Annotated in this window: 25 protein-coding genes; 6 read left to right on the forward strand and 19 right to left on the reverse strand. The window is 71.8% G+C overall.

Annotation, left to right across the window (positions count from 1 at the left end; all coding sequences use genetic code 11):
• The first annotated feature begins 133 nt into the window (after window positions 1–133).
• A complete protein-coding gene (locus HMPREF0043_RS05220) occupies window positions 134–403 on the forward strand; it encodes an ACT domain-containing protein (RefSeq protein ID WP_021601873.1) in 270 nt (89 codons plus the stop codon).
• 6 nt (window positions 404–409) lie between these two features.
• Entirely contained in the window at window positions 410–1,759 is a 1,350-nt protein-coding gene (locus HMPREF0043_RS05225; RefSeq protein WP_021601874.1) for a PFL family protein, read from the forward strand.
• Window positions 1,760–1,853: 94 nt separating this feature from the next.
• Here the strand turns inward: HMPREF0043_RS05225 and tsf are convergent, their stop codons facing one another.
• Both tsf and rpsB read right to left on the reverse strand, forming a co-directional pair.
• Entirely contained in the window at window positions 1,854–2,699 is an 846-nt protein-coding gene (gene tsf / locus HMPREF0043_RS05230; RefSeq protein WP_021601875.1) for a translation elongation factor Ts, read from the reverse strand.
• Between the two features lie 44 nt (window positions 2,700–2,743).
• Window positions 2,744–3,655, reverse strand: coding sequence for a 30S ribosomal protein S2 (gene rpsB / locus HMPREF0043_RS05235; protein WP_021601876.1), 912 nt, complete (start codon window positions 3,653–3,655; stop codon window positions 2,744–2,746).
• Window positions 3,656–4,438: 783 nt separating this feature from the next.
• On the opposite strand from rpsB, the gene HMPREF0043_RS11715 reads away from it, so the two are divergent.
• A complete protein-coding gene (locus HMPREF0043_RS11715) occupies window positions 4,439–4,774 on the forward strand; it encodes a M23 family metallopeptidase (RefSeq protein ID WP_232206041.1) in 336 nt (111 codons plus the stop codon).
• Between the two features lie 154 nt (window positions 4,775–4,928).
• Here the strand turns inward: HMPREF0043_RS11715 and HMPREF0043_RS05245 are convergent, their stop codons facing one another.
• From HMPREF0043_RS05245 to rpsP, 12 genes are all read right to left on the reverse strand, one after another.
• Complete coding sequence (locus HMPREF0043_RS05245) at window positions 4,929–5,840, reverse strand: tyrosine recombinase XerC (protein WP_040317915.1); 912 nt, start codon at window positions 5,838–5,840, stop codon at window positions 4,929–4,931.
• A 45-nt stretch (window positions 5,841–5,885) separates the two neighbouring features.
• Window positions 5,886–7,154: a DNA-processing protein DprA gene (gene dprA, locus HMPREF0043_RS05250; RefSeq protein ID WP_021601879.1), complete on the reverse strand. Its 1,269-nt coding sequence runs from the start codon at window positions 7,152–7,154 to the stop codon at window positions 5,886–5,888.
• Window positions 7,141–8,664 (reverse strand): YifB family Mg chelatase-like AAA ATPase, encoded by a 1,524-nt coding sequence (locus HMPREF0043_RS05255; protein ID WP_021601880.1) that lies wholly within the window; start codon window positions 8,662–8,664, stop codon window positions 7,141–7,143. The genes dprA and HMPREF0043_RS05255 overlap by 14 nt, the downstream gene beginning before the upstream one ends.
• Window positions 8,661–9,053, reverse strand: coding sequence for a YraN family protein (locus HMPREF0043_RS05260; RefSeq protein ID WP_021601881.1), 393 nt, complete (start codon window positions 9,051–9,053; stop codon window positions 8,661–8,663). The genes HMPREF0043_RS05255 and HMPREF0043_RS05260 overlap by 4 nt, the downstream gene beginning before the upstream one ends.
• Window positions 9,054–9,250: 197 nt before the next feature.
• Window positions 9,251–9,565, reverse strand: a complete 315-nt coding sequence (locus tag HMPREF0043_RS05265; protein ID WP_021601882.1) for a DUF2469 domain-containing protein — start codon at window positions 9,563–9,565, stop codon at window positions 9,251–9,253.
• A complete protein-coding gene (locus HMPREF0043_RS05270; RefSeq protein WP_051317455.1) occupies window positions 9,562–10,227 on the reverse strand; it encodes a ribonuclease HII in 666 nt (221 codons plus the stop codon). The genes HMPREF0043_RS05265 and HMPREF0043_RS05270 overlap by 4 nt, the downstream gene beginning before the upstream one ends.
• A gap of 14 nt (window positions 10,228–10,241) precedes the next feature.
• Entirely contained in the window at window positions 10,242–11,111 is an 870-nt protein-coding gene (lepB, locus tag HMPREF0043_RS05275) for a signal peptidase I (RefSeq protein ID WP_051317456.1), read from the reverse strand.
• A 578-nt stretch (window positions 11,112–11,689) separates the two neighbouring features.
• Window positions 11,690–12,046, reverse strand: coding sequence for a 50S ribosomal protein L19 (rplS, locus tag HMPREF0043_RS05280; protein ID WP_021601885.1), 357 nt, complete (start codon window positions 12,044–12,046; stop codon window positions 11,690–11,692).
• A gap of 135 nt (window positions 12,047–12,181) precedes the next feature.
• Window positions 12,182–13,534, reverse strand: coding sequence for a tRNA (guanosine(37)-N1)-methyltransferase TrmD (gene trmD, locus HMPREF0043_RS05285; RefSeq protein WP_021601886.1), 1,353 nt, complete (start codon window positions 13,532–13,534; stop codon window positions 12,182–12,184).
• Between the two features lie 2 nt (window positions 13,535–13,536).
• Complete coding sequence (gene rimM, locus HMPREF0043_RS05290) at window positions 13,537–14,163, reverse strand: ribosome maturation factor RimM (protein ID WP_084432225.1); 627 nt, start codon at window positions 14,161–14,163, stop codon at window positions 13,537–13,539.
• A gap of 170 nt (window positions 14,164–14,333) precedes the next feature.
• Window positions 14,334–14,573, reverse strand: a complete 240-nt coding sequence (locus HMPREF0043_RS05295) for an RNA-binding protein (RefSeq protein ID WP_021601888.1) — start codon at window positions 14,571–14,573, stop codon at window positions 14,334–14,336.
• Entirely contained in the window at window positions 14,573–15,016 is a 444-nt protein-coding gene (rpsP, locus tag HMPREF0043_RS05300) for a 30S ribosomal protein S16 (protein ID WP_021601889.1), read from the reverse strand. The genes HMPREF0043_RS05295 and rpsP overlap by 1 nt, the downstream gene beginning before the upstream one ends.
• Window positions 15,017–15,288: 272 nt before the next feature.
• Between rpsP and HMPREF0043_RS11720 the strand changes: the two genes are divergently transcribed.
• From HMPREF0043_RS11720 to HMPREF0043_RS05310, 3 genes are all read left to right on the forward strand, one after another.
• Complete coding sequence (locus HMPREF0043_RS11720; RefSeq protein ID WP_232206042.1) at window positions 15,289–15,396, forward strand: ribbon-helix-helix protein, CopG family; 108 nt, start codon at window positions 15,289–15,291, stop codon at window positions 15,394–15,396.
• Between the two features lie 133 nt (window positions 15,397–15,529).
• On the forward strand, window positions 15,530–16,474 hold the full coding sequence (locus HMPREF0043_RS05305; RefSeq protein WP_021601891.1) for a cation diffusion facilitator family transporter: 945 nt from the start codon (window positions 15,530–15,532) through the stop codon (window positions 16,472–16,474).
• Between the two features lie 82 nt (window positions 16,475–16,556).
• Window positions 16,557–17,912, forward strand: coding sequence for a xylulokinase (locus HMPREF0043_RS05310; RefSeq protein ID WP_021601892.1), 1,356 nt, complete (start codon window positions 16,557–16,559; stop codon window positions 17,910–17,912).
• A 66-nt stretch (window positions 17,913–17,978) separates the two neighbouring features.
• Here HMPREF0043_RS05310 and HMPREF0043_RS05315 read toward each other — a convergent pair whose 3' ends face one another.
• The 5 genes from HMPREF0043_RS05315 to ftsY are packed head-to-tail and all read right to left on the reverse strand — an operon-like array spanning window position 17,979 to window position 23,973.
• Window positions 17,979–19,100 (reverse strand): amidohydrolase family protein, encoded by a 1,122-nt coding sequence (locus HMPREF0043_RS05315; protein ID WP_021601893.1) that lies wholly within the window; start codon window positions 19,098–19,100, stop codon window positions 17,979–17,981.
• Window positions 19,101–20,651, reverse strand: coding sequence for a signal recognition particle protein (gene ffh, locus HMPREF0043_RS05320; protein WP_021601894.1), 1,551 nt, complete (start codon window positions 20,649–20,651; stop codon window positions 19,101–19,103).
• Window positions 20,652–20,690: 39 nt separating this feature from the next.
• A complete protein-coding gene (locus tag HMPREF0043_RS05325) occupies window positions 20,691–22,388 on the reverse strand; it encodes an HD domain-containing protein (RefSeq protein ID WP_021601895.1) in 1,698 nt (565 codons plus the stop codon).
• Window positions 22,389–22,447: 59 nt separating this feature from the next.
• On the reverse strand, window positions 22,448–22,786 hold the full coding sequence (locus tag HMPREF0043_RS05330; protein WP_021601896.1) for a P-II family nitrogen regulator: 339 nt from the start codon (window positions 22,784–22,786) through the stop codon (window positions 22,448–22,450).
• The gene (gene ftsY / locus HMPREF0043_RS05335; protein ID WP_051317454.1) at window positions 22,783–23,973 is read right to left on the reverse strand and encodes a signal recognition particle-docking protein FtsY; all 1,191 of its coding nucleotides are present in this window, start codon (window positions 23,971–23,973) and stop codon (window positions 22,783–22,785) included. Before ftsY ends, HMPREF0043_RS05330 begins: the two co-directional genes overlap by 4 nt.
• Window positions 23,974–24,348: the final 375 nt, after the last annotated feature.

The raw sequence follows: 24,348 nt of genomic DNA on the forward strand, positions 1-24,348 counted from the left end.
CCACGGCCGCCGCCCGGCGAGCGGCGGCGCGCCACGCGGCCGGCGAGGCGCCCGGGGAGAAATCTGCCACGTAGGAATCCTATGCGCACCGAGTCGCGGTGACTGCCCGGGCCGTACGTGCGAACATAGTCCCATGCGCGCAATCACCACCGTCACCGGGCTCGATCACACCGGCATCATCGCCGCGGTCGCCACCGGCTTCGCCGAGCGGAACGTCAACATCGTCAACGTGTCGCAGACCCTCATGGGCGAGTACTTCACGATGATCCTCCACATCGACTTCGACGAGGAGGCCGTGCCCCTCCCCCGTCTGCAGGAGGCCATGTCCGCGGTGGGCGCGGGCGAAGGCCTGGAGATCCGCATCCAGTCCGAGGCGATCTTCGACGCCATGCACAGGCTGTGAGGCACGATGGACACGGCGAACATCCTGGAGACCATCCGCATGATCTCCGACGACCGACTCGACATCCGCACCGTGACGATGGGGATCTCGCTCCTGGACTGCGCCGACCCCGACGGGCGGCGGGCCAGGCGGCGCTGCTACGAGCGCATCGCCGCGCGGGCGTCCGGTCTCGTGTCCGTGTGCGGGAGGATCGAGGACGAGCTGGGCATACCGATCGTCAACAAGCGCGTCTCGGTCACGCCGATCGCCCTGGTGGCCGCGGCCTCGCGCGAATCCGACCTGACCGCCTGGGCCAGGATGCTCGACGAGGCGGCCCGCGCCGTCGGCGTCGACTTCATCGGAGGGTTCTCGGCGCTCGTGGAGAGGGGCGCCACGGCGAGCGACCGGGCGCTCATCGACTCCATCCCCCAAGCCCTCGCGGCCACCGAGGTGGTCTGCTCGTCGGTCAACGTGGCGTCTTCGCGCGCGGGCGTCAACATGGACGCCGTGCGGGCCATGGGCGAGGCGATCTCGGCCTCGGCGCACGCCACGGAGGCGGGCCTGGGAGCGGCGAAACTGGTGGTCTTCGCCAACTCCGTGGGCGACAACCCGTTCATGGCGGGCGCCTTCCACGGGGTCGAGATGCCCGACTGCGTCGTGTCCGTGGGGGTCTCCGGTCCCGGCGTCGTCAAGCGGGCGATCGACTCGGCGGCGGGCGAGCCGTTCGACGCCTTGGCGGAGGCGGTCAAGAAATCCGCGTTCAAGGTCACGCGCATGGGGGAGCTCGTCGGGCGCATGGCCGCCGAGAGGCTGGGCGTCGACTTCGGCATCGTCGATCTGTCCCTCGCGCCGACGGCGGAGGTCGGCGACTCGGTCGCCCGCGCGCTGGAGGCGATGGGTCTGGAAAGGGTGGGCGCCCACGGAACGACCGCGGCGCTGGCCCTCCTCAACGACGCCGTGAAGAAAGGCGGCCTCATGGCCTGCTCCCACGTCGGCGGGCTGTCGGGTTCGTTCATCCCGGTCTCCGAGGACGAGGGCATGATCGAGGCCGCGGAGACCGGCGCGATGTCGCTGGCCAAACTCGAGGCGATGACGGCGATCTGCTCCGTCGGGCTCGACATGGTCGCCGTCCCGGGGGACACCCCCGTCTCCGCCATCGCCGGGATGATCGCCGACGAGGCCGCGATCGGCGTCATGAACCACAAGACGACGGCGGTGCGGATCATTCCGGCGCCCGGCACGGTTCCGGGCGACGTCGTCGAATTCGGCGGCCTGCTCGGCAGGGCCCCCGTCATGCCGGTCAGCCCGTATTCGAGCGACGCCTTCATCGGCCGCGGAGGCCTCATACCGGCCCCCGTCCACGGCTTCAGGAACTGACGAAGCCCGCGGGAGGCGCGGACGGAAGGGGGAGGGCGCGTGCCCTCCCCCTCGGCTTTTCGGCGGGTCCCGTCGGATCCGGCCGTCTATCCGTCTACTCGGCCGATCCGACGCGTATGCGGGCGAAACCGGTGACCTTGCCCCCGGCCTGGTCGACGATCTTGCCGACGGAGACCTTGGGGTCGCGGGCGAAGCCCTGGTCGAGGAGGACGGTCGACTTGTAGAAGCCGTTCATGCGCCCCTGGACGATCTTCGGAATGGCCTTCTCCGGCTTGCCCTCGGCGATCGTCGTCTCGGTGGCGATGCGCGTCTCGGCCTCCACGACCTCTTCGGGGACCGAGGCCCGGTCGAGGTAGGCCGGGTTGAGGGCCGCGATGTGCACGGCGACGTCGTGGGCGACCGAGGCGCCCGCGGCGTCGGTGGCGACGAGGACCCCGACCTGAGGGGGCAGGTCCGGGTTGGTCCGGTGCATGTACGCTTCGACGTGCTCGCCTTCGACGACGGCCACGTGCGAGATCTCCATCTTCTCCCCGATGACGGCGATGAGCCCCTCGACGCGGTCCTTGACGGTCGCCTCGCCCAGCTGAGCGGCGAGGACCGAGTCGACGTCGCCGGCTCCCGCCTCGACGGCCGCCTGGAGGATCTCGTCGGCCATGTCGATGAACTTCTGGTTCTTGGCGACGAAGTCGGTCTCGGCGTTGACCTCGACGAGGATGCCGCGCTGGCCGCCATCGACGTCGGTCACCGCGGAGGCCACCAGGCCGTTGGCGGCCGTGCGGCCCTCGCGCTTGGCGACGGCTTTCAGTCCCTTGACCCGGATGGCCTCCTCTGCCTTGGCGATGTCGCCCCCGGCCTCTTCGAGGGCCTTCTTGACGTCCAGCATTCCCGCGCCCGTCTTCTGGCGCAGCGCCTTGATGTCGGCGACGGTGAATTTTGCCATGAGTATTCCTTTGCTTGCGAAGGGCTACGTGTGGGCTGTGCGCCTCAGGCCTGTGCGGACTCGGAGGCCTGCGGCGCCGGCGCCTCGGCGGCGGCTTCGGCCGCGGGCGCCCCGGAGGCGGCGGGAGTCTCGGACTCGGAGGCCTGCGGCGCTGCGGACGACGCCTCCGGCGTCCCCTCGGCGGAGGCCTCGGCTTCGGCGGCGCCGGCGAGGATCTCGCGCTCCCATTCGGGCATGGGTTCGGCGGCCTCGGCGGAGACGCCGGAGCCGCGCGAGACGAGCCCCTCGGCGACGGCGTCGGCGATGACGCGAGTCAGAAGGCCGACCGATCCGATGGCGTCGTCGTTGCCGGGGATGGGATAGGCGACTTCGTCGGGGTCGCAGTTGGTGTCGAGGATGGCGACCACGGGGATGCCCAGCTTCTTGGCCTCGGAGACGGCCAGATGCTCCTTCTTCGTGTCGACGATCCAGACGGCCGAGGGGACCCTCGACATGTCGCGGATGCCGCCGAGCGTGCGCTCGAGCTTCTCCTTCTCGCGGCGCATCATCAGCAGCTCCTTCTTCGTGCGGCCCGAGGAGGCGACGTCGTCGAAGTCGATCTGCTCGAGCTCGCGCAGACGCTGGAGACGCTTGGCGACGGTGGAGAAATTGGTGAGCATCCCGCCGAGCCACCGCTCGTTGACGTAGGGCATGCCGACGCGCTCGGCTTGCTCGCGCACGGCCTCCTGCGCCTGCTTCTTCGTCCCGACGAAGAGGATCGTCCCGCCGTGGGCGACCGTCTGCTTGACGAAGTCGTAAGTGCGGTCGATGTCCACGATCGTCTTGCGCAGGTCGATGATGTAGATGGAGTTGCGTTCGGTGAGGATGTATCGCTTCATCTTCGGGTTCCAGCGCCGGGTCTGGTGCCCGAAGTGGACGCCGGCTTCGAGCAGCTGGCGCATGGTTACGACGGCCATGGTCCGTCCTTTCTCGGTGCATCGTGCACGCAATCGGTTGACGCTCGCCGCGGGACCGCGGCTCGCCCTGGCGCCCGCCGAGACCGGGAGCCGTTCGGCACCGACCCGGCCGCGTTCGATGCGGGCGCGCGAATTCTCCCGGCTAGCGCCGGGCACCCCACCAGTGTAGCCGATCACCGCCGCACCGCGCCTCCCGGCCGCGGGGGTTTCCGCGGTGGCGCGGGGTGCGGTGGCCTCGACTGGAGGCACGCAGCGTGAACATCGGGGTTTCCGCGGTGGCGCGGGCCCGAAGGCGGCTCCGCCGTTCACAGCCGGCTGAGCCGCCGGGCCGGAGCGACCGTCGGCGGCTCGGCCGCCAGTGGCCGGACCGCGGCACGGCCGCGCGGATCCTCGAGCCTAGGCGGTCGGGCGGTGGGGCCTGGTCCACAGGCTCGGTCCGCGGGCGGGCCGTCCAGACCCGACGGCGGGGCCCGAGCGCCGCGTTCAGCCCGTGCGGACACTGGGGGCATGAAGCTATTCCACGGATTAGTCGCGACGGCGGTCCTGGCGCTGGGAACGGCGACGAGCGCCGCAGGCGGATCCGTCGGCCGGCAGAGTCCGCCGCCGGAAAGCGACGGACGCCGAGCACTCAGCCAGGAGATCCGGCCGCGGGATGTCCGTCGGGAACCTCTAGGGCCGGCGGCCACGCCGCGCCCGCCCACCGGACGGCATGCGCCGGCCGGCTCCTACGCTTGGCCGAGCGGCGGGGCCGTTCCCGTCCTGAGGGGCTTCGACCCGCCGAGCGTGAAATGGGGGCGAGGCCATCGCGGCGTCGACCTGGCCATGCAGGAGGGCCAGCCGGTCATGGCGGCGGGCGACGGGGTCGTCCTGTACGCGGGGAGGCTCGCGGACAGGCCGACGGTGTCGATCGAGCATGCGGGAGGCATCCGCACCACGTACGAGCCGGTCGAACCCGCGGTCGCCGCCGGGCAGAGCGTGGCCCGCGGGCAGATGATCGGCACGCTCGAAACCGGCCACTGCGGGGCGAACGCCTGCCTGCACTGGGGCGCCAAGAAAGGCCCCGACGACTACCTCAACCCTCTCCGACTCGTGCGCCCCCTGATCCGGCTTCTGGAGTGATCCGGCGCTTCGCCGGAGACGCACCGTCGGGGCACGCGTTCTTCGGCGCCGCGGGCCCGCCACCGTCTCCTTCGGGGGCGGCGGGCCGGAGGACGTCCGTGTCGGCGACCCCGGTGTCGAGACGCCGGTGTCGCCCGGGACCGCGGGCCGAGGCTCACGCTCGGGGATGCGCCTGGTCGAAGGCCTGGCGCAGCCGTTCGGAGCTGACGTGCGTGTAGCGCTGCGTCGTCGACAGGGAGGAGTGGCCGAGGATCTCCTGGACGGTCCGCAGGTCCGAGCCGCCGTCGAGGAGGTGGGTGGCGGCCGAATGGCGCAGATCGTGCGGCGAGACGTCGGGGACTCCCGCGCCGGCGGCCAGTCTGTGGACGACGTCCCGCATGGTTCGCGGATCCAGCCGGCCGCCCCTGGCCCCCAGGAAGAGGGCGCGCGTCGGCGCGCGCAGAAGCGCGCCCCTCACGGCGAGATAGGACGCCAGGGCGCGCCGCGCGGGCACCCCGAAGGGGACGATGCGCTCCTTGTCCCCCTTGCCGATCACGCGCACGGTGGAGTCCGCCCCCAGGGAGTCGACGTCCAGTTCGCACAGTTCGGAGATCCTCAGTCCCGAGGCGTACAGGAGTTCGACGGCGGCGCTGTCGCGCACGGCCAGGGGCTCGCCCGTCTCGGCGAGCCCGGCCGCGTGGGAGAGGAGCAGCCGGGCCTGTTCCTGATTGAGCACGTGCGGCAGCGCGTTGTCGGCCGCGGGCGCTTTGAGCCGGGCGGCGGCGTCGGCGTCGGCGTAGCCCTCCCTGCACAGCCACGTGCAGAACGTGCGGATCGACGACGAATGCCTGGCTATCGACGCCCGAGCGTGGCCGGCTCGCTGCCGCGCGGCCAACCAGGCTCGAACGTCGGCGAGCTCGAGGTGAGCCACGTCGATCGGCTCGGAGGCGTCCTGGCCCGCCAGGTCGGCGAGGAAGGCGAGCAGCGAGCGGGCCTCGGCGGCGTACGCCGCGACGGTGCGGGCGGACAGCCCCCGCCGCACGGCGAGCTCGCGCCGGTATGCGTCCACGACGTCGTCGATCCTCACAGCCACGCATCCAGACTACGCGACGGCCGGGCCGGCGCCGCGCAGTCACGCCAGACGCCACATGCCCCGCTCGTTCCTGGCCACACCCATGCGCTCCAGCCTGCCCAGCCCGGTCAGGCTTTCGGGAACCGACAGCCCGGCCGCGGCTGCGATCCCCTCGACGGTGACCGCGCGGACGACGGGGAGGGCGTCGCGGACGCGTGCCGCCAGCGGGTCGAGGTCGAGCGCGAGCTGCTGGCCCCGCGTGTCCACCGCGCCTTGGGACCGCGCCTGCCCTCCACGACGGGCCGACGGCGAGGCGGCGTCGGACGTCGATGTCGGGGTGCCGGACGCCGACGCCCCGGGCGACCATCCCTGCCAGCCCAGCAGTTCCGCGACCTCGGCCGTAGAGGTGACGCACACGGCCGATTCGCGCAGGAGCCTGTGGCATCCCACCGATCGGGCGGAGGTCACGGGCCCGGGGACGGCTCCGACCTGGCGGCCGACGGCCATGGCGTGGTGGGCCGTGGACAGGGCGCCCGATCGGTGGGGAGCCTCGACGACCACGATCGCCTCCGCGAGCGCGGCGATGATCCGGTTGCGGGAGAGGAACCGGTGCCTGTGCGGCGCGGCTCCGGGCGGGCTCTCCGAGCACAGCGCTCCCCCGCGCCGAAGGATGTCGAGGTAGAGATCGGCGTGGCTGGCCGGATAGAAGCGGTCGGCGCCGCCCGCCGCCACCGCGACGGTGTAGCCGTCCGCGGCCAGCGCTCCCCTGTGGGCGGCCGCGTCTATCCCCAAGGCCCCGCCCGAGACGATGCTCAGGCCGGCCGAGGCCAGCTCGAAGGCGAGATCGGTGGCGATGCGCCTCCCGTACGCCGACGCGTCCCTCGATCCGACGATCCCCAGGCCCATGCGCGCCAAGACGCGCGGATCGCCCTGATACCACAGGCCGAGAGGCCGTGATTCCCCCAGGTCGTCGAGCCGGCGCGGCCACAGTTCGTCGCCCGGCATGAGGAAACCGAGAGAATCCCCTCCGACGCTCCGGGCGGAGACGGCCGATTCGCAGCGCTGCCTCCACCGCTGGACGGCCCGGTTCAGGCCTCGGTCCCCGACCGTCGCCGGATCGACGCCGGCCACCCACTTCAGGCCGCCCGCGTACCCGCGCTCGGCGACCAGGCGCGTGGCGTACACGTCCTCGCCCTCGGCGATCCCGGTCCAGACCTTGGCAGCAGCGCGCTCATCGGCGTCCGCCGCCCCGGCCTCCCCCTCGCCCGCCCCGGCGTCCGTCTGCCCGGGCAGACGGCGGGCTCGGCCGGAAACGTCACGTCGCTCCATGGAATCCCTCTCTGGCCCGCAGTGTCAGAGCGCAGTCCACATCGTCTCGATCCGGCGCCTCGCGGCCGGCCAGATCGGCGAGCGTCCAAGCGACGCGGAGCACTTTGTCGACCGCCCGCATCGAGATGCGTCCGGCCGCCATCCCCGCATCCAACCCGCGAACGGTCGCATCGTCCAGATGCGTATGGCGACGAAGCCACGTCCCGTCCACCTGGGCGTTGACGGCCCACGGGGTCCGGGAGAGCCTCGCCCTCTGCCGTTCGCGCGCCTCGGCCACCCGCCGACGCACCGCCGCGCTCGGCTCCCCCGCCGCGGACATGGCCAGTTCGGCGCGGGACAGGCGGCGGGTGACGACGTTGATGTCGAAGCGGTCGAGGATCGGCCCTCCGATCCTCCTGAAATAGTCGCGTCTGTCGCGCACCGAGCAGGTGCAGGCGGACGGGGCGTCGATGTAGTTCCCGCATCTGCACGGGTTGGCCGCCCCGACGAGCTGGAAGCGCGCCGGGTAGGTCACCGCCGCGCGGGCGCGGTGGATCTCGATGCGGCCGGTCTCCATGGGCCCGCGAAGGGCTTGGAGGCTGGAGGTGGGGAATTCGGGCATCTCGTCGAGGAAGAGCACGCCGCGGTGCGCCCGCGAAGCGGCCCCGGGCTTGGGCATGGACCCTCCGCCGACGAGGGCGGCGGCGCTCGCCGTGTGATGGGGGCTGGCGAAGGGCGGCACCGTGCTCGGCCTTCCGGCGAACTCCCCCGCCGCCGAGGCGATGGCGGCCACTTCGACCGCCTGCTCGACGTCCAGCGGCGGCAGTATGCCGGGGATGCGGACGGCGAGCATGGACTTTCCCACGCCCGGCGCTCCCGTCATGAGGAGGTGGTGCCCTCCGGCCGCCGCGACTTCGATGGCGTGGCGGGCTTCGAACTGCCCCCTCACGTCGGACATGTCGGGAGGCGTCTCCGGGCCGTCGCCATCCGCCTCTGCGCAGTCCGGGGCGTCGGGAGCCGGGTCGCAGGGAACGCCCATGGCGTCGGCGACCTGGGCGAGATGCCACACCTCCGCGACCTCGACGCCCGCCAGGCCGGCCTCCTCGCCGCATCCCAGCGGGACGACCATTCCGCCCCCGTCGCCTTTCGCCGCGGCGAGCGCCGCGGGAAGGACGCCCCGCACTCGGCGCACCGAGCCGTCCAGGCCGAGCTCGCCCATGACGACCGAGCCCGCGTATCTGTCCGCCCCTCCCATCGCGCCGAGGATGGCGACCGCGATGCCCAGGTCGAACGCCGTCCCGGCCTTCGGCGTGCCGGCGGGCGACAGATTGATCGTCAGCCGGCAGGACGGGAAGGCCACGCCCGCCGAGGCGAAGGCCGCTCGCAGCCTCTCCCGGGATTCGGAGATGGCGGCGTCGGGCAGGCCGACGATGGTCACGGCGGGGAGCCCGCGCAACAGGACGGCCTCGATGCGCACGGGCCGGCCCTCGATCCCCACGACGGCCATCGCCGTGGCCGTCCCGAGCCTCATGAGAGGCCCTCGACGTGTTCGACGAGGCATTCGCCTGCGTCGTCGACGGTGATCGCCAGAAGGTCGACGCGCAACCGGTCGCAGCGCGCGTCGTGTTCGTCGGCCCATGCTGCGAGCAGGCGCCGCAGCCGCGCCGCCTTCTCGGGCGAGACGGCTTCGATGGCGCCGACTCGGCCTCCTTTCCGCCTGGTCTTGACCTCGACGCCGACCACCGTCGAGGCCGCGGGCGCCGAGGCGACGATGTCCAGCTCGCCGTGGCGGCATCTCCAATTCCTCGCCAGGACGGCGTATCCGTGGGCCGTCAGGAGCCGGGCGGCGACTTCTTCGCCCCATTCACCGAGCTCGCGGGCGCCGGCGTCGACAGAGAGTGCGGGAACGGTGAAACTCATGCACCCCAGTGTCGGCCATGGAGGGCGAGACGCTCCCGACCGGCGAACAGACTGTGGATAGGCGTGCCATGCCGGGACGCTGTTGACCGCCATTCCCCGGTCAAGGCCGCCTCTCCGGGCCGCCTCCGGTCAAGGCCCCCAGTCAGCCTAGTCAAGCCCCGGCCGACCGCCGGCCCCTCGTCGTCCCCACCGGGCTCTCAGTCGCGCAGGTCGAGTTCGCGCGTGAAGTCGGCCTTGTTGAGCTCTTCGACGTTGACGTCCTTGAAGGTCACGATGCGCACGGAGCGCACGAATCGGGTCGAACGGTAGATGTCCCACACCCAGGCGTCGGCCAGGTTGACCTCGAAGAAGACCTCTCCGCCGGAGGAGGCGCGGACTTTCACGTCGACGTCGTTGGCCAGGTAGAAGCGGCGCTCGGTCTCCACGACATAGCGGAAGATGTTGATGACGTCGCGGTACTCCCGGTACAGCGAGAGCTCGGCGTCGGCCTCGTAGCCCTCGATTTCGCTCATGTAGCCTCTCCTTGCGTCACCCCCGGCAGGTGCCAGGATGTCCTGTGGTGAGCCGACGGCCCCAGCCTGGCCAGCCCCCGGATATGCGCCGGCGAGGCATAGCCTTTGTTCCTGGCCCAATCGTAACCGGGATGCCGTTCGTCCAGGGCGACCATCATGGCGTCGCGTTCCACCTTCGCCACCACCGACGCCGCGGCGACCGCCGAACAGCTCGCGTCGGCCCTGACGCGCATGTGCACCGGGATGTGCGGAAGCGCCGAGTCGAGGTCGAAGAGGGAGCCGTCGGCCCACCAGTTGTGGCGTCCGTCCAGGAGCACGGCGTCGGGCAGCGGGCCGCGGAGCCTGTCGAGGGCGTCGCGCGCCGCCCAGCGCAGCGCGGCGATCACTCCGCGGCCGTCGACGACGTCCGGCCCGGCGTGCCCGACCGCGACGTCGAGGGCCCAGGAGCGCACCTTCGGGGCCATCCGCTCCCTGGCCGCCGGGGTCATCCGCTTGGAGTCGCGCAGGCCGTCGGGTGCCTGGCCCACGTCGGCGTCCACGAGCGCTATCCCCACGCTCACGGGTCCCGCCAGGGATCCGCGTCCGACTTCGTCGACTCCGGCGAGGACCCCGCCCGGCCCCAGCCCCGAGAGGATGTCGAGCTCGAGCGCCCTGTCCGGGATGACACCGCCCGTCGTCACGGGACCGACGAGAACACGCTGGAGGCGCTGGGGATGCCGCCGAACCTGGAGAACGGGTAGAAGATCGCCCAGGCGCGGCCGACCACGTTGTCGACGGGCACGAACCCGTTGCCCTCGCTGGAGGCGTGATACCGCGAATCGCGGGAGTTCGAGCGGTTGTCGCCCATCACCCACAGCTTCCCCTTGGGGACGACGACGTCGAAGGCGACCTCGGACGGCCGGACCCCCCGGTCGAGATAGGTCTCCTTGAGCTCCACGCCGTTGACCGTCAGATTGCCGGCGGCCGTGCAGCATTTGACCCGGTCGCCTCCGACTCCGATCACCCGCTTGACCAAGTGTTTGCCGGAATCGGCGGGGAGGAGGCCGACCGTCTGAAGCGCATTGCTGATACCCCGCCTCCAGGCCGGGCGGTTGTCGGGGACGTCGCCCAGCCAGTTGCCCGGATCGACGAAGACCACGACGTCGCCGCGGTTGATGTCGCCTGCGCTGTCGACCATGCGGTTGACGGCGATGCGGTCGCCCGGCTTCAGTGTGGACTCCATCGAGCCCGACGGCACGTAGAAGGCCTGCACGAAGAAGGTCTTGATGACGACCGAGACGAGCAGCGCGACGGCGACGATCGCGAGGGTCTCCAGAGAGGACCGCAGGAAGGACGCGCGCTTCTCGTCCTCCGCCAGTCGCTTGTCGTCGGCGAGGTCTTCGTCGGGCTCGGAGTCCTCCGAGCCCGCGGCGGCTCCCGACTCAGCGGGCCCGGCCTGGTCGCCCGGGGAGGGCGACGCCTGCGTAGAGGCCTCTTCGAGCCGCTCCGGAGGGAACGACGGCGGCATCTCCCCCTCCGGCGTTCCGACCTCGGGGCTTTCCTTCATCTGCGGCTCCTCGATACCCACACTTCGGTTTTCTTGTCTTCTCGCACTGTCGCGGGCAGTCCTCAAGGCTGTCGGAACGGCGCGTTTCCTAGCCTGCCATCCTACCGGCACCACCCCGGCGCACACGCCCGGCAGCACGCGCGGGTGTCCAATCTCGCCTTCCCTCCCGCCCGCCCCCGGGGCGGCGCACATGCCGTTAACCGAGTGTTGACCGCTAATCTCAACTCTGGCCTCAGCTGTCACGCAACCGGAGAGCCCCCTGCGAACTACCTCACATCGCGAGAGGCCGCCGGGTCGCGGAAGGCCCGGACCGATCTGCCGTTCCCCTCGCGCGGACGCACGCACCGGCCTCCGGGCGCGAGCACCGGTTCGCGCGGACGCACGCGGCAGACCCAGCCTGTCAAGGGCAGCCCCGTCCGCCGCGCGGAGCGATGTCGGATGCAGGATTTTACGTCGCGGGGGTGCAGTCCGCCGCGCGGGCGCGCGTCTCGGCGGACCGGAAGGGCGACCGGACGCACGCGACGGTGCCCGCCGTGGCCGTGCTGGCGGCGGGCACCGAAGGACGCGGCGGAAGCGCGCTACCGGCGCTGGTCCTCGCGGCGTTCTTTGATCTTGGCCGCCTTGCCGTGCAGGCCGCGCAGGTAGTAGAGCTTGGCGCGGCGCACGTCGCCGCGGGTGACGACTTCGATCGACTCGATGGAGGGCGAGTGAAGGGGGAAAGTGCGCTCCACGCCCACGCCGAAGGAGATCTTGCGGACGATGAACGCTTCGCGGATGCCCGATCCGGTGCGTCCCAAGACCACCCCCTGGAACGCCTGGGTCCGGGTGCGGCTCCCTTCGACGACTCGGACGTTGACCTTGACGGTGTCGCCCGGGCGGAACTCGGGGATGTCGTCGCGAAGCTGGGGCTTCTCGACGAAGTCGAGGATCTGCATGGTACTTCTCTTTCCGCCCGTGCGCGCAGGCCACGGGCGCGGTCGGGGCGGCCTGGCCGCCTGTCGTCAGAGCTCGCCGGTGCGCGATCCCCTGCGGCAGATCCAGCGCACTGTCGGGGCGAGACAGCTTGTCAATTATGCCATGCGAATCGGGCGGGCGAAAACGGCGTCACGGTTGTCCTGGTCACCGACCCGGAAGGTCCTCTGCCCCTGGAAGCGGAAGCCGAGCCGCCGGTAGGCCCGCTGGGCGCGTTCGTTGGCGGCGTTGGTCCCCAGCCACACGTAGGCTTCGGGCCAGGGGGCCGCCCATTCCTCCAGCCGGGACCGCGTCGCCTCCCACAGAAGCGCGGCGGCGCCGGTTCCCCGCAGTCGTCGGTCGAGGTAGAACTTCGACAGCTCGACGAGGGGGCCGGACCGGGGTCGGCCGTCGACGACGGCCTGGACCGGGGCTCCCCGTTCGGCCCCCGCCACTGCGCCGTCCGGCGGCAGGCAGGCGAGCGCGTAGCCGAGGATCCGCCCGCCGACGGCGAGCGCCATCGTCAGGCATCCGGGGTCGTCGACGTATCGCGAGAAGTCCTCGCGGGACAGATGGGACTCGACGAAGGCCCGCATGTCCTCCTCGCGCATGCCGGGAGGGCATGCGTCCGGGAAGGTGCGCGCCGCCAGGTCCGCCAGTCCGGGGACGTCCGAGGCGGCGGCCTCCCGCGCCGACGCGGGGAGAGGGTGGGCCGCGCCGGCCGGCACGAGGTATCCGAGCCCGGCGAGCGCGCGCCTGTCCCCCCGGTCGAGACCTTCCGCCGGCAGCGCCTCGATCATGTCGGGGCGCCGGCCGGCCGTGACCTCCAGGGCCCGGTCGCGGCGCCACCTGGCGACCTTCCCGTGGTCGCCGGAGGTCAGGACGGCGGGGACGTCCAGTCCGCGCCAGCGCGCGGGCCGGGTGTAGACGGGGTATTCGAGGAGCCCGGCCGCGCCGTGGGATTCCTCGACGAGGGACTCCGGGTTGCCGACCAGGCCCGGCACGAGCCGCCCCACGGCTTCGACGAGGGCGACGGCCGCGACCTCCCCGCCGTTCAGCACGTAGTCCCCGAGCGAATACCGGACGACGCGCACCCCCGACTCCTCGTAGTGGTCGGCGACGCGGGCGTCGATGCCCTCGTAGCGTCCGCAGGCCAGGACGATGTGGCCGGCCGCCGCCAGGTCCTCGCACATCCGCTGGGTCAGCGGGGTCCCGGAGGGCGTGGGGACGGCCAGGACGCCGTCGTCGCCCAGGGTGTCGTCGAGTGCGGCGCCCCAAACGTCGGGGCGCATGACCATGCCCGCTCCTCCGCCGAACGGCGTGTCGTCGACGCTCCTGTGCGGGTCGTCGGTCCAGTCGCGCAGGTCGTGGACGGCGATGTCGAGGATCCCGCGCTCGCGGGCCTTCCCGATGAGGGAGAGGTCGAGCACGGCGAAGAACTCGGGGAACACCGAGACGATGTCGAAGCGCACGGCTATCCCCTTCCGGCGCCTTCCCCTCGCACGGCGCGGGGATCGCCGGTCGAATCCGAGTCGGCCCCGTCCGGTCCGGCGGCCTGCGCGTCGGCGGGATCGGGCCCGTCGGCGGCGTGCGGAGCCTCGGAGAACAGGCCTCCCGGCGCGTCGATGACCACGCGGCCGCCTTCGAGGTCGACCTCCGTGACGATTTCGCGGACGAGGGGGACGCGGACGAGCCCCCCGTCCTGCTCGCGGACGAGGAGGAGGTCCTGGGCCGCGCCCGTCTCCAGCCCGCCGACCCGACCGAGGGTGCGACCCTCGGGGTCGAGGGCCTCCAGCCCGACGAGTTCGTGTTCGTACCACGCGTCGTCCTCGACGTACTCGTCCTCGTCGGTTTCGACGGTGAGCCTGATCCCGCGCAGCCGTTCGGCCATCGTGCGGTCGGAGCACTCGGCGAACACCGCATACGTACCGCCTTTGTACTGGCGCGCGCGGACGAGGGTGAGCGGTCCGACCTCGGCGGGGTCGGTCTCCAGCATCGTCCCCGGGGCGAGGCGGCGCTCGGGCTGGTCGGTGCGCACGTCGAGGCGCACCTCGCCCTTGAGTCCGCGGGGCGACCCGATGACCGCCACTGTCAACTGCATGGCGTCTCTCTTCCCTTCCTCCGATGGCCCGGCCCGGCCAATCCCGCAGTCTCCCAGCCGATCGTGCGAAGGCGCGAACGGAGCCGAGGCCGAATCGACGACAAACGAAATAGAGCCGATGAAGATGGGCCGGCCCGCGACTACGGACCGGCCCATCGCCTCGGCTTCTATCAGCGCTGGTCCGTCTCGATGACGTCCACGCGCACGGCGCCCTTGCTCGACAGAGCGCCGACGACGGCCCGCAAGGCCTTGGCCGTGCGGCCGTTGCGTCCGATGACGCGCCCTAGATCGTCGGGGTTGACGCGGACCTCAAGCAGGTCTCCACGACGTGTCGTACGCGCCTTGACCCTGACGTCGTCAGGGCTGTCGACGATCCCGCGTACGAGGTGTTCAAGAGCCTGCGCCAACATCAGGCGTCCTCAGCCGAAGAGGCCGAATCGGACGAATCCGGGGAGTCGGGCGAATCCGGGGAGTCGGGCGAGTCGCCGGAATCCGCCGACCGAGCCGCCGCTGCCTCGGCGCGGCGCCTCTCGGCTTCGTTCTGCGCCGACTCGACGGCTGCCTTGCGCCGCGTCTCGACGTCGCCGGAGTCCTTGACCTTGAGCCGGCCCTCGGCCCCGGGCAGACCCTTGAACTTCTGCCAGTCCCCCGTGATCTTCAACTGGGTGAGCACCGGCGGTGTGGGCTGGGCGCCAACGGAGAGCCAGTACTGAGCGCGCTCGGAGTCGATCTCGATGAGAGAGGGATCCTCCGTGGGATGGTACTTGCCGATCTCCTCGATGACCCGGCCGTCGCGGCGTTTGCGGGCGTCGACGACGACGACGCGGTAGTAGGGTGCACGGATCTTGCCCATGCGCTTGAGACGGATCTTGACTGCCACTTGTGTGGTCACTCCTGGTTCTTGCTCGATTCGGGCCGTGCCCGACGCGGTGGGAGGCGCATCCGGCGGGTCCGAGACTGAGGCAGCCAGAGGTTGAGAGGGCCCTCTTTCGCCCGAGTACAGAGCTCAAGTTTGCCAGACGGAAGCTGCCGTAGGCAATCGGGACGAACAGCCGGCCCGGTGCGATCGGGCACAGCCCGCGCGGGCGGCCCGGGCGCGGCGCCGATTCCTCGCAGGTGGTGGCCGTGCGGCTGACCTCCCAGGAGCTCGCCGCGCTCGATGCGTGCGCTGAACGGCAGGGCGAGAGCCGGTCGGCCGTCATTCGGGAGGCTCTGACCGGCATCGCCGCGTGAGGTCCCCACGCGAGTCCACCCGTCTGCGGGTTCACCCGTCCGAGCGGTTTTCGACGCGGCGAACATCGTGGAGCCCGCCGCATCTGCGCGTGCGGGGCTTCACACCGGCCTCCCCCGCCGCGAGAATTGCCGGGTGACCAATGATGAATCCGCCGTCAGCCTCAGCCGTTATGCGTGGCTGTCGGTGGCGGCCGCCGTCGTGACGATCCTGTTGAAGACCGTCGCCTACTTCGTGACGGGATCCGTGGGGCTGCTTTCGGACGCGGCGGAGTCCGTCGTCAACCTCGTGGCGGCCGTCGTCGCCGTCGTCGCGCTGAGGCAGGCGGCCAAGCCCGCCGACGCGAAGTACTCCTTCGGGCGCTCCAAGGCCGAGTACTTCTCCTCCACGGTCGAGGGGGCCATGATCTTCATCGCCGCGGGGTTCATCGTCGTCTCCGCGGTCAGCCGCATCATCCGGCCCGCCGAAGTCGACAACCTCGGCCCCGGCCTCGTCGTCTCCGCGGCGGCGTCCGCGATCAACGGGGTGGTCGCCGTCGTCCTCATGCGCGCCGGCCGCAGGCACGGCTCCCCCGCCCTCGTCTCGGACGCCAGGCACCTGTGGACCGACGTCGTCACGTCGGCCGGGGTCGTCGTCGGAGTCGGCCTCGTGGCGATCACGCATCAGAACGTGCTCGATCCCGTCGTCGCCCTCCTCGTGGGGCTCCACATCCTGGTGACGGGTTGGCGCCTGCTGCACGGCTCGCTCGAGGGGCTCATGGACGTCACGCTCTCCGAGGAGCAGAACGCGGCGCTCATCGCCGCCCTCGAAGCCCATTCCTGCGCGCAGGTCCGATTCCACGGCCTGCAGACCCGTGCGGCTGGCCAGGCGTCCTTCGCCAACGTCCACATGCTCATCCCCGGCTCGTGGAGCGTCCGGCACGGCCACGAGTTCGCCCATGAGATCGCCGAGGCGATGGAGGCCGCCGTCCCCGGCCTCCAGGCCGACGTGCACCTCGAACCGTTGGAGGATCCGCGCTCCTACGAGGACATCCCCGCCGGTTCGCTCTCGGTCGGCGACGGCGACACGTACGCCACGTGACCGGCCCCGCGCACCGCCCCGGATCCCTTCCGCGATCCGCCCCGAGTCTTCCCCTTCCGCTATCCGAACCCAAGGAGGCCCCATGAGCAACCGCCGTCCATACGTCGCCGGCGTCGACTCGTCGACACAGTCGTGCAAGGTAGTCGTCTACGACCCGTCCCGGAAACGCGTCGTGCGCGAGGGCAGAGCCCCGCATCCGGAGGGGACCGAGGTCGACCCCGAGGCGTGGTGGGCCGCTTTCTTGCAGGCCGTCGAACTCGCCGGAGGCCTCGACGACGTCGCCGCGCTCTCCGTGGGGGGCCAGCAGCACGGCATGGTCTGCCTCGACGCGCACGGGGATGTCGTCCGGCCCGCACTGCTGTGGAACGACACCCGTTCGGCGGGCGCCGCCCGCGACCTCATCCGCGAACGCGGCGCCGACTCCCGCGACGACGCGGGGTCCGAAGGGGCCGCGTGGTGGGCCGAGGCCACCGGCTCCGTGCCCGTCGCCTCCCTGACCGTGACAAAGCTGCGCTGGCTGGCCGACAACGAGCCCGAGAACGCGGCCCGCATCGCCGCGATCTGCCTGCCCCACGACTACCTGACGTGGCGCATCATGGGCTCGCCTTCGCTCCAAGCCCTGGTCACGGACCGGTCCGACGCGTCGGGCACCGGGTACATGGCCCGCGAGGACCCCGTCTACAGGCGCGACATCCTGGCCAGCGCCCTGCGCGTCGACGAGGCGTCCGCGTCCAGCCTCGTCCTGCCCGTCATCGCCGGCCCGTGGGACGAGGCCGGACGGGGCGACCCCGGGAAGGGATGGGGCGAGATCGTCCTCGGCCCGGGATGCGGCGACAACGCCGGCTCCGCCCTGGGCGTGGGGCTCGAACCCGGCTCGGCGCTGCTCTCGCTGGGCACCTCCGGCGTGGTCGCGGCCGTCTCCGCGGCCCCGGTCGCCGATCCGTCCGGCCTGGTCACCGGATTCTCGGACGCCACGGGCAACTGGCTGCCGCTGGCCTGCACCCTCAACGCCTCCCGGATCATCGACGCGATGGCGAGGGTCACGGGATTGGACTACGGGGAATTCGACGAGGCCGCTCTGTCCGTCCCCGACGCCGGCGGTCTGGAGCTCGTCCCCTACTTCGAGGGAGAACGCACCCCGAACCTTCCGGATGCGACGGCCGAACTGCGCGGCATGACGCTCGCGAACTCGGATCGCGCCCATATCGCCCGAGCCGCCGTCGAGGGGCTGCTCGGCCTCATGCGATACGCGCTCGACGCGGTGCGATCGCTGGGCGTCCCGCTGGACCGCGTCGTCCTCGTCGGCGGCGGGGCGAAGTCGGCCGCCGTCCGGGCGTTGGCTCCGCAGATGCTCGACGCAGCCGTGGAGCTGCCCGAACCGGGCGAGTACGTCGCCCTGGGGGCCGCCAAGCAGGCGGCGAGGGTCCTCGGCGCGTAGGGCCGCCTGCGGTGCCTCCGCCGGCGCTTCGCCCGGTGGAGGCACCGCGAAGCGTCGCCGCCCCGGTCACGTCGAACTGCGGCCCCCGAGCGTCCCGGGAGCCCCGTCGGCGTTCCCGGACACGGGCACCCCGTCGACGAACACGCGGCTCGGCCGGGCGACCTCGGCGATCTCCTCCTCGGGGTCGGCCGCGTAGACGACGACGTCGCCCGGAGCCCCCTCCTGCCAGGCGGGCAGCCCCAGGCGCCTCCGCCCGGCGTAGGAGGCGGCGGCCATCGCGACGCCGGCGGGCATGCCGGCCGCGACTGCGGCGCTGATCTCCACCGGGAGGGTCCTCGTCGGATCGCCGCCGTCGGTGTCGGTTCCCATGAGGAAGAGCGTGCCCGCCTCGACCATGAGGGCGAGGCGCTCTACGCGCCGCGCGTGCATGTCGAGCATCCGCCTCCGGTAGACGGGGTATCTCCCGGCCCGGGAGGCGATGTCGGCGAACGTCGCGACCTGGCAGACGGTCGGGTCGACGAGCACCCCGCGGGCGGCAGCCTCGACCATCTGGTCGCGCGTCATGCCGGACCCGTGCTCGATGCAGTCCACCCCGGCCTCCAGGGCGTCGTCGACCGTTTCGACGGCGAAGGCGTGCAGGGCGACGCGGGCGCCCGCGTCGTGGGCGGCGGCGACGGCCTCCGCGAGGGCTTCGCGCGGCCACAGGGGCCGCAGGTCGGAGTCGGCTCCTTCGGAGCGGTCGATCCAGTCTCCGACGACCTTGACCCAGCCGTCGCCTCGCGCGGCCTGTCGCAGGGCTTCGCCGGCCAGATCGGCCGGCTCGACGTCGACCGCCAGGTGCCGGATGTACCGCTTGTACCGGGCGATGTGCCGGCCCGCGCGCAGGACTTTGGGCCTTCCGGGTGCGGCGAGGCCTGCGACGTCGCGCTGGGCCCCCATCTCCCGGATGGCCGTCACGCCCGCCGCGCGGGCCGTCTCCAGGCGGCGCAGGACCTCGGCGTCGCCCGCGGGCGCGGCCGTGTGGGACAGTCCGGGATGCGCGTGGGCGTCGACCAGGCCCGGGTAGGCGACGCCGGGGACGTCCTCGACGGGTCCGGGAGGCCGCGTGCGGGTGATGACGCCGTCCGCGATCCACACGTCGCCGGATTCGCATCCGCGCAGGGCGCCCGTCAGCCTGTAGGCGGCCATCTATCGGAGGAACTTGGAGAACTGTTCGAAGTCGGCGGCGCTCGGCGGCTCGGCCGCGGCCCCGAAGGAGCTGCCCTTGGCGGCCTGCTGTTGCTTGCCCGCGGCGGCCTCGGCCTCCTGCCTGGCGCGCTTGGCCGGGTTGCCCGACCTGCCCTTCTTGTTCGCTCTGCCGCCGGCCGTCTTCTTCTGGGCGCGTTTGGCCTTGCGCCCGCCGCCGGTGCCCGGGATCCCGGGCATTCCGGGCACCGAGCCGCCGCGGGAGACCTGTTGCATCATCTTGCGGGCCTGCTCGAAGCGGTCCATGAGCGAGTTGACCTCCTGGACGGACGTCCCCGAGCCCTTGGCGATCCTCATGCGGCGCGATCCGTTGAGGATCTTGGGGTCGTTGCGCTCGCCGGGGGTCATCGAACGGACGATCGCCTCGATCCGGGTGATGGATCCCTCGTCGAACTGCTCGAGGGCCTCGCGGTACTGGCCCATGCCGGGCAGCATCCCCATGATCTTCTTCATCGACCCCATGCGCTTGATCTGCTGGAGCTGCTCGATGAAGTCGTCGAGCGTGAAGGACCCTTCGCTCATCTTCGCGGCGAGCTCGGCCTGCTGCTGCTCGCTCCACGTGCGCTCGGCCTGTTCGATGAGCGTGAGGATGTCGCCCATGTCCAGGATGCGGGAGGCCATGCGGTCGGCGTGGAACTGTTCGAAGTCCGCCAGCTTCTCGCCGGTGGAGGCGAAGAGGATGGGGACGCCCGTCACTCCCCGCACGGACAGCGCCGCGCCGCCGCGGGTGTCGCCGTCGAGTTTGGAGACCACCACGCCGGTGAAGCCGACGCCCTCCTGGAAGGCGTTGGCGGTGGCCACGGCGTCCTGGCCGATCATCGCGTCGATGACGAAGAGCACCTCGTTGGGGTCGACGGCGGCGCGGATGTCGGCGGCCTGGCGCATCATCTCCTCGTCGATGCCCAGGCGCCCGGCGGTGTCCACGACGACGACGTCGTACCCGTACTCCTCGGCCCTGGCCAGCCCCGACCGGGCCACCGCGACGGGGTCGCCGACGCCGTTGCCGGGCTCTGGCGCCCACACGTCCACCCCGGCCTGGGATCCGACGACCTGCAGCTGGGTGACGGCGTTGGGGCGCTGGAGGTCGGAGGCGACCAGGAGCACCTTTCGGTTGCGCTCGTCCTTCAGCCACCGTCCGAGCTTGCCCGCCAGGGTGGTCTTGCCCGCGCCCTGCAGGCCCGCGAGCATGATGACCGCGGGCCGGCCGGACAGGTCGAGCTCGCGGGTCTGCCCGCCCAGGATCTCGACGAGTTCGTCGTTGACGATCTTGACGACCTGCTGGCTCGGGTTGAGCGCCTGGGAGGCGATGGCGCCGGTCGCCTTCTCCCGCACCGCCGCGGTGAAGGACCGGACGACGGGCAGGGCGACGTCGGCGTCCAGGAGCGCGCGCCGGATCTGCGAGACGGTCTCCTCGACGTCCGAGGCGGACAGGCGCCCCTTGGAGCGGAGGTTCTTGAAGGATTTGGTGATTCGATCGGAAAGCGTGTTGAACACGAGCCTACCTCTGGTTTGCGAACAGCATCTGCGGCAATTCTATGCTATGGCGGCCTGGGCCCGGTGCACGAGGACGTCCACGAGCCCGGCCTTCCACGCGTCCCAGGCCTCTTCCTTGCAGGCGGAGGCGTCCGCCTGCACGAGCAGGTGGAGGCAGGCGAGGAGTTCGCCGTCTCCCCCGACGGCCTCGGCGATGGCCCGGGCCGTCGCCGGGTCGGCCGGGTCGGCGCATGCGATCATCCGCGGCAGGAGCAGGTGGTGGCGCACGAGGAGGGCCACGTCGCGCCTGACGCCGGCCGGATAGCCCATGGGCGCCAGGATGCCCTCGATCATCGCCGCTCCCCGCTCGCTGTGGCCGGGCGTCCCGGGGCGCTTGCCGATGTCGTGGAACAGGGTGGACAGCAGCAGGGCGCGTCGCCTGTCGGGGCTGAGGCGTTCGAGCCTCTCGCCCGAGGACGCCTCGAATCGGGGAAGCAGCGAGACGGCCTCCAGCTGGTGTCTGTCGACCGTGTGGCGGTGCAAGGCCGAGCGCTGCGGGAGGTTGCGGACCGACTGCCAGGCCGGGATGAGCTCGGTCAGCAGGCCCGCCAGATCCAAGTGCTCCCAGACCGGCAGCTGCGAGGGGCCCGAGGCCAGTATGCTCTCCAGGTCTCGCCGCGCCCAGCCCGGCCAGGGCCGGCCCGTCCGGCCGAGTTCCCGTCCGGCGCCCATCTCCCGCATGAGGACCAGGGTCTTCTGCCGGATCGGCATGCCGGTTCGGGCGCTCTCCCGGGCCAGTGCGAAGAGTGTTCCCGGGTCTTCCGCCGAGGCGCCCCTGCCCAGGACGAGCTCGCCGCTGCGCGCCCCGACCCTGGGGGCGACGTCGTCGAAGAGCGGCGGGCGGCGCCGTCCCCGGACGATGCGGGGCCGGACGATGCTGGGCGTGAGATTGCGCCGCGCCCTGGCGGCCGTGTCCTCGTAGGCTCCGCGTATGATGCGCGCGGCCCCGCTCACCCGCGCCAGGAGTTCGTCCGCGCCCGCCGGGCCCTCGAATCCGAGGATGGCCGCCACGTCGTCGTGCGACTGGATCCTCAGGGCGTGCTGATGGCGGCGCGTGACGGTGGCGAGGGCGTCGCGCACGTCCAGGAGGAACCGGTAGGAGGGCTCGTAGTCGATGACCGGGCGTTCGGCCAGCCACGAGGCGACGAGCGCGCGGACGAACGTGGCGTCGCGCATGCCTCCGGCAGCCTCCTTGACGTCGCCTTCGATCTCGTAGGCGAGTTCGCCGGCGCGGGCGACGCGGGCGCGCTGGAGCGCCTCGATCTCGGGGAAGCGCAGACGCGCGGTCGCCCGCCAGTCCGCGTGGACGCTGCGGGCCGCCCGCTCAACGAGGTCCGCGTCCCCCGCGATCCAGCGAAGGTCGAGCAGCGATATCGAGGCTTTCAGGTCGCCGGCCGCGATCCCCCGGCACTCGTCCAGGGAGCGGACCGAGTGGTCGAGTTCGATCCCCGAGTCCCACAGGGGATACCACAGGGCGTCGGCCAGCGAGTCGATGTCCCCGGCGCGGTGCGATCGGTGGAGCAGCACGAGGTCGAGATCGGACTCCGGCCCGCAGTCGCCGCGGCCCAGCGAGCCGACCGCCGCCAGGGCCGTGCCCGGCAGTCCGCGCCCGCCGGCGACCGCGTCCCACAGCTGTCGGAGCGCCTCCTCGGCCAGCCGGGTCCACTCCGCGCGCGAGGGCTCTCCCAGGGGAGGCACGGATCGCCGGGCCTCCGCGAGGCCCTCTAGCAGCGGAACCCCGTCCGCGGCGGGGGGAGTCAGAGAACTCCCTCACCGGTTTCGCCGGTGCGCACGCGGATGACCTCCTCGATCGGGCTGATCCAGATCTTCCCGTCTCCGATCCTGCCCGAACGGGCGGCGTCGGCGATGGTCTGGGCGGTCGCCTGCGCCTCGCCGTCGGGCGTGAGGATCTCGATCCTCACCTTCGGCAGGAGGTCGACCGTGTACTCCGCCCCGCGATACACCTCGGTGTGGCCGCGCTGGCGTCCGTGTCCGTTGACCTGGGAAACGGTCATCCCCCTGATTCCGAGCGCGAGGATCGCCTTCTTCACCTCGTCGAGGCGATGGGGCTGGATCACGGCGGTCACGAGCTTCATGCGGGCTTCTCCTGGAGGAGGGCGTCGACGAAGCCTTCGGGGTCGAAGGGGGCGAGGTCGTCGGCGCCTTCGCCCAACCCGACGAGCTTGACGGGGACTTCGAGCTCGCGCTGCACGGACACGACGATCCCTCCCTTGGCCGTGCCGTCGAGCTTGGTCAGCACGATGCCGGTGATGCCGGTGACCTCGCCGAAGACCTGCGCCTGGCGCATGCCGTTCTGGCCGGTGGTCGCGTCCAGGACGAGGAGGACCTCGCCGACGGGCGCGTTGCGCTCCATCACCCGTTTGATCTTGCCGAGTTCGTCCATCAGCCCCGACTTGTTCTGGAGGCGCCCGGCGGTGTCGACCACGACCACGTCCGCTCCGTCCCGGCGCCCGGCGTCCACGGCGTCGAAGGCGACCGAGGCCGGATCGGCCCCCTCACGGTCGGAGCGCACGACGTCGACGCCGACCCGCTCGCCCCAGGTCGTGAGCTGGTCGGCCGCCGCGGCCCGGAAGGTGTCGGCGGCGCCCAGGACGACCCGTTTGCCTTCGGCCACGAGGACGCGCGCCAGCTTGCCGACCGTGGTCGTTTTGCCCGTGCCGTTGACCCCCACCACGAGGATCGTCGCGGGGTTGGATTCGTCGTGGTCCAGCGACAGCGAGCGGTCCATGCCCGGGTCGACGAGGGCGAGCAGCTCCTCCCTGAGGATCGCGCGGACCCTCTCGGGGTCGCGCGTGCCCTCGACCTTCGTCTTCGTCTTGAGGCTCTCCATGATCTCGGAGGTCGCCTCCAGCCCGACGTCCGCCATGAGCAGGGTGTCCTCTAACTCCTCCCAGTCGGCGGCGGAGAGGTCGCCGCGGGAGAGGATGGACAGGAGCCTTCCTCCCAAGCCGCCGGAACGCGCGAGCCTGGCGCGCAGGCGCTGCATGCGCGAGGGCACGGACTCGGGGGTCTCGATCGCCGTGGCCGTCAGCTCCGGCGTCTCGGGGAGCTCGGCGGGGGCCTCGGGCGCTTCGACGGCCTGTTCCCCGGTCTGCTCCTCCGCCTCTTCCTCCGTCAGTTCGAGGCCGTGCCGTCCCTCGGGGGGTTTGTCGCGTCGGGTGAGCATCGACCGGCGCCTGTAAGCCACCAGGGCGCTGGCGAGCAGGCCCACGACCACGATGATGCCGCCGATGAGATAGAGAATCGGGTTAACGTCGTTCACGGTGCCAGTCTTCCAGAAACTCACGCGGAGCGCACGGGCCGGTTCGCGTGGCGGCGTTCTCCTCCCGCGCGCCCGCGCATCCGGCCGGGCCGACGGTCGCAGCAGACTCTCCGGCGCGCGGCCGGCTCAGATTCGGCATGGCCCTGTCGACGCGGAGGACTCGGGCACGCAGAGGACCCCGCGGGCATGAAAAAAGGGCCCGCGTAGGCGGACCCCGATCGGGGCGGGATCGGTGACGGCGAGGGCGCCGTCAGGCGGACCGCGCGGAGGGCTCGGTGCGCGACGCGGATTTCTGGATCGGCTGGTCCGGCGCAGGCGGGCCGCCCTGGGGCGCCCGGACGTCTCGCGGCTGGTCGCCCGGCGACTGGCGGGAGC

The organism is Actinobaculum sp. oral taxon 183 str. F0552, assembly GCF_000466165.1.
In the GTDB taxonomy this organism is placed as follows: domain Bacteria; phylum Actinomycetota; class Actinomycetes; order Actinomycetales; family Actinomycetaceae; genus Peptidiphaga.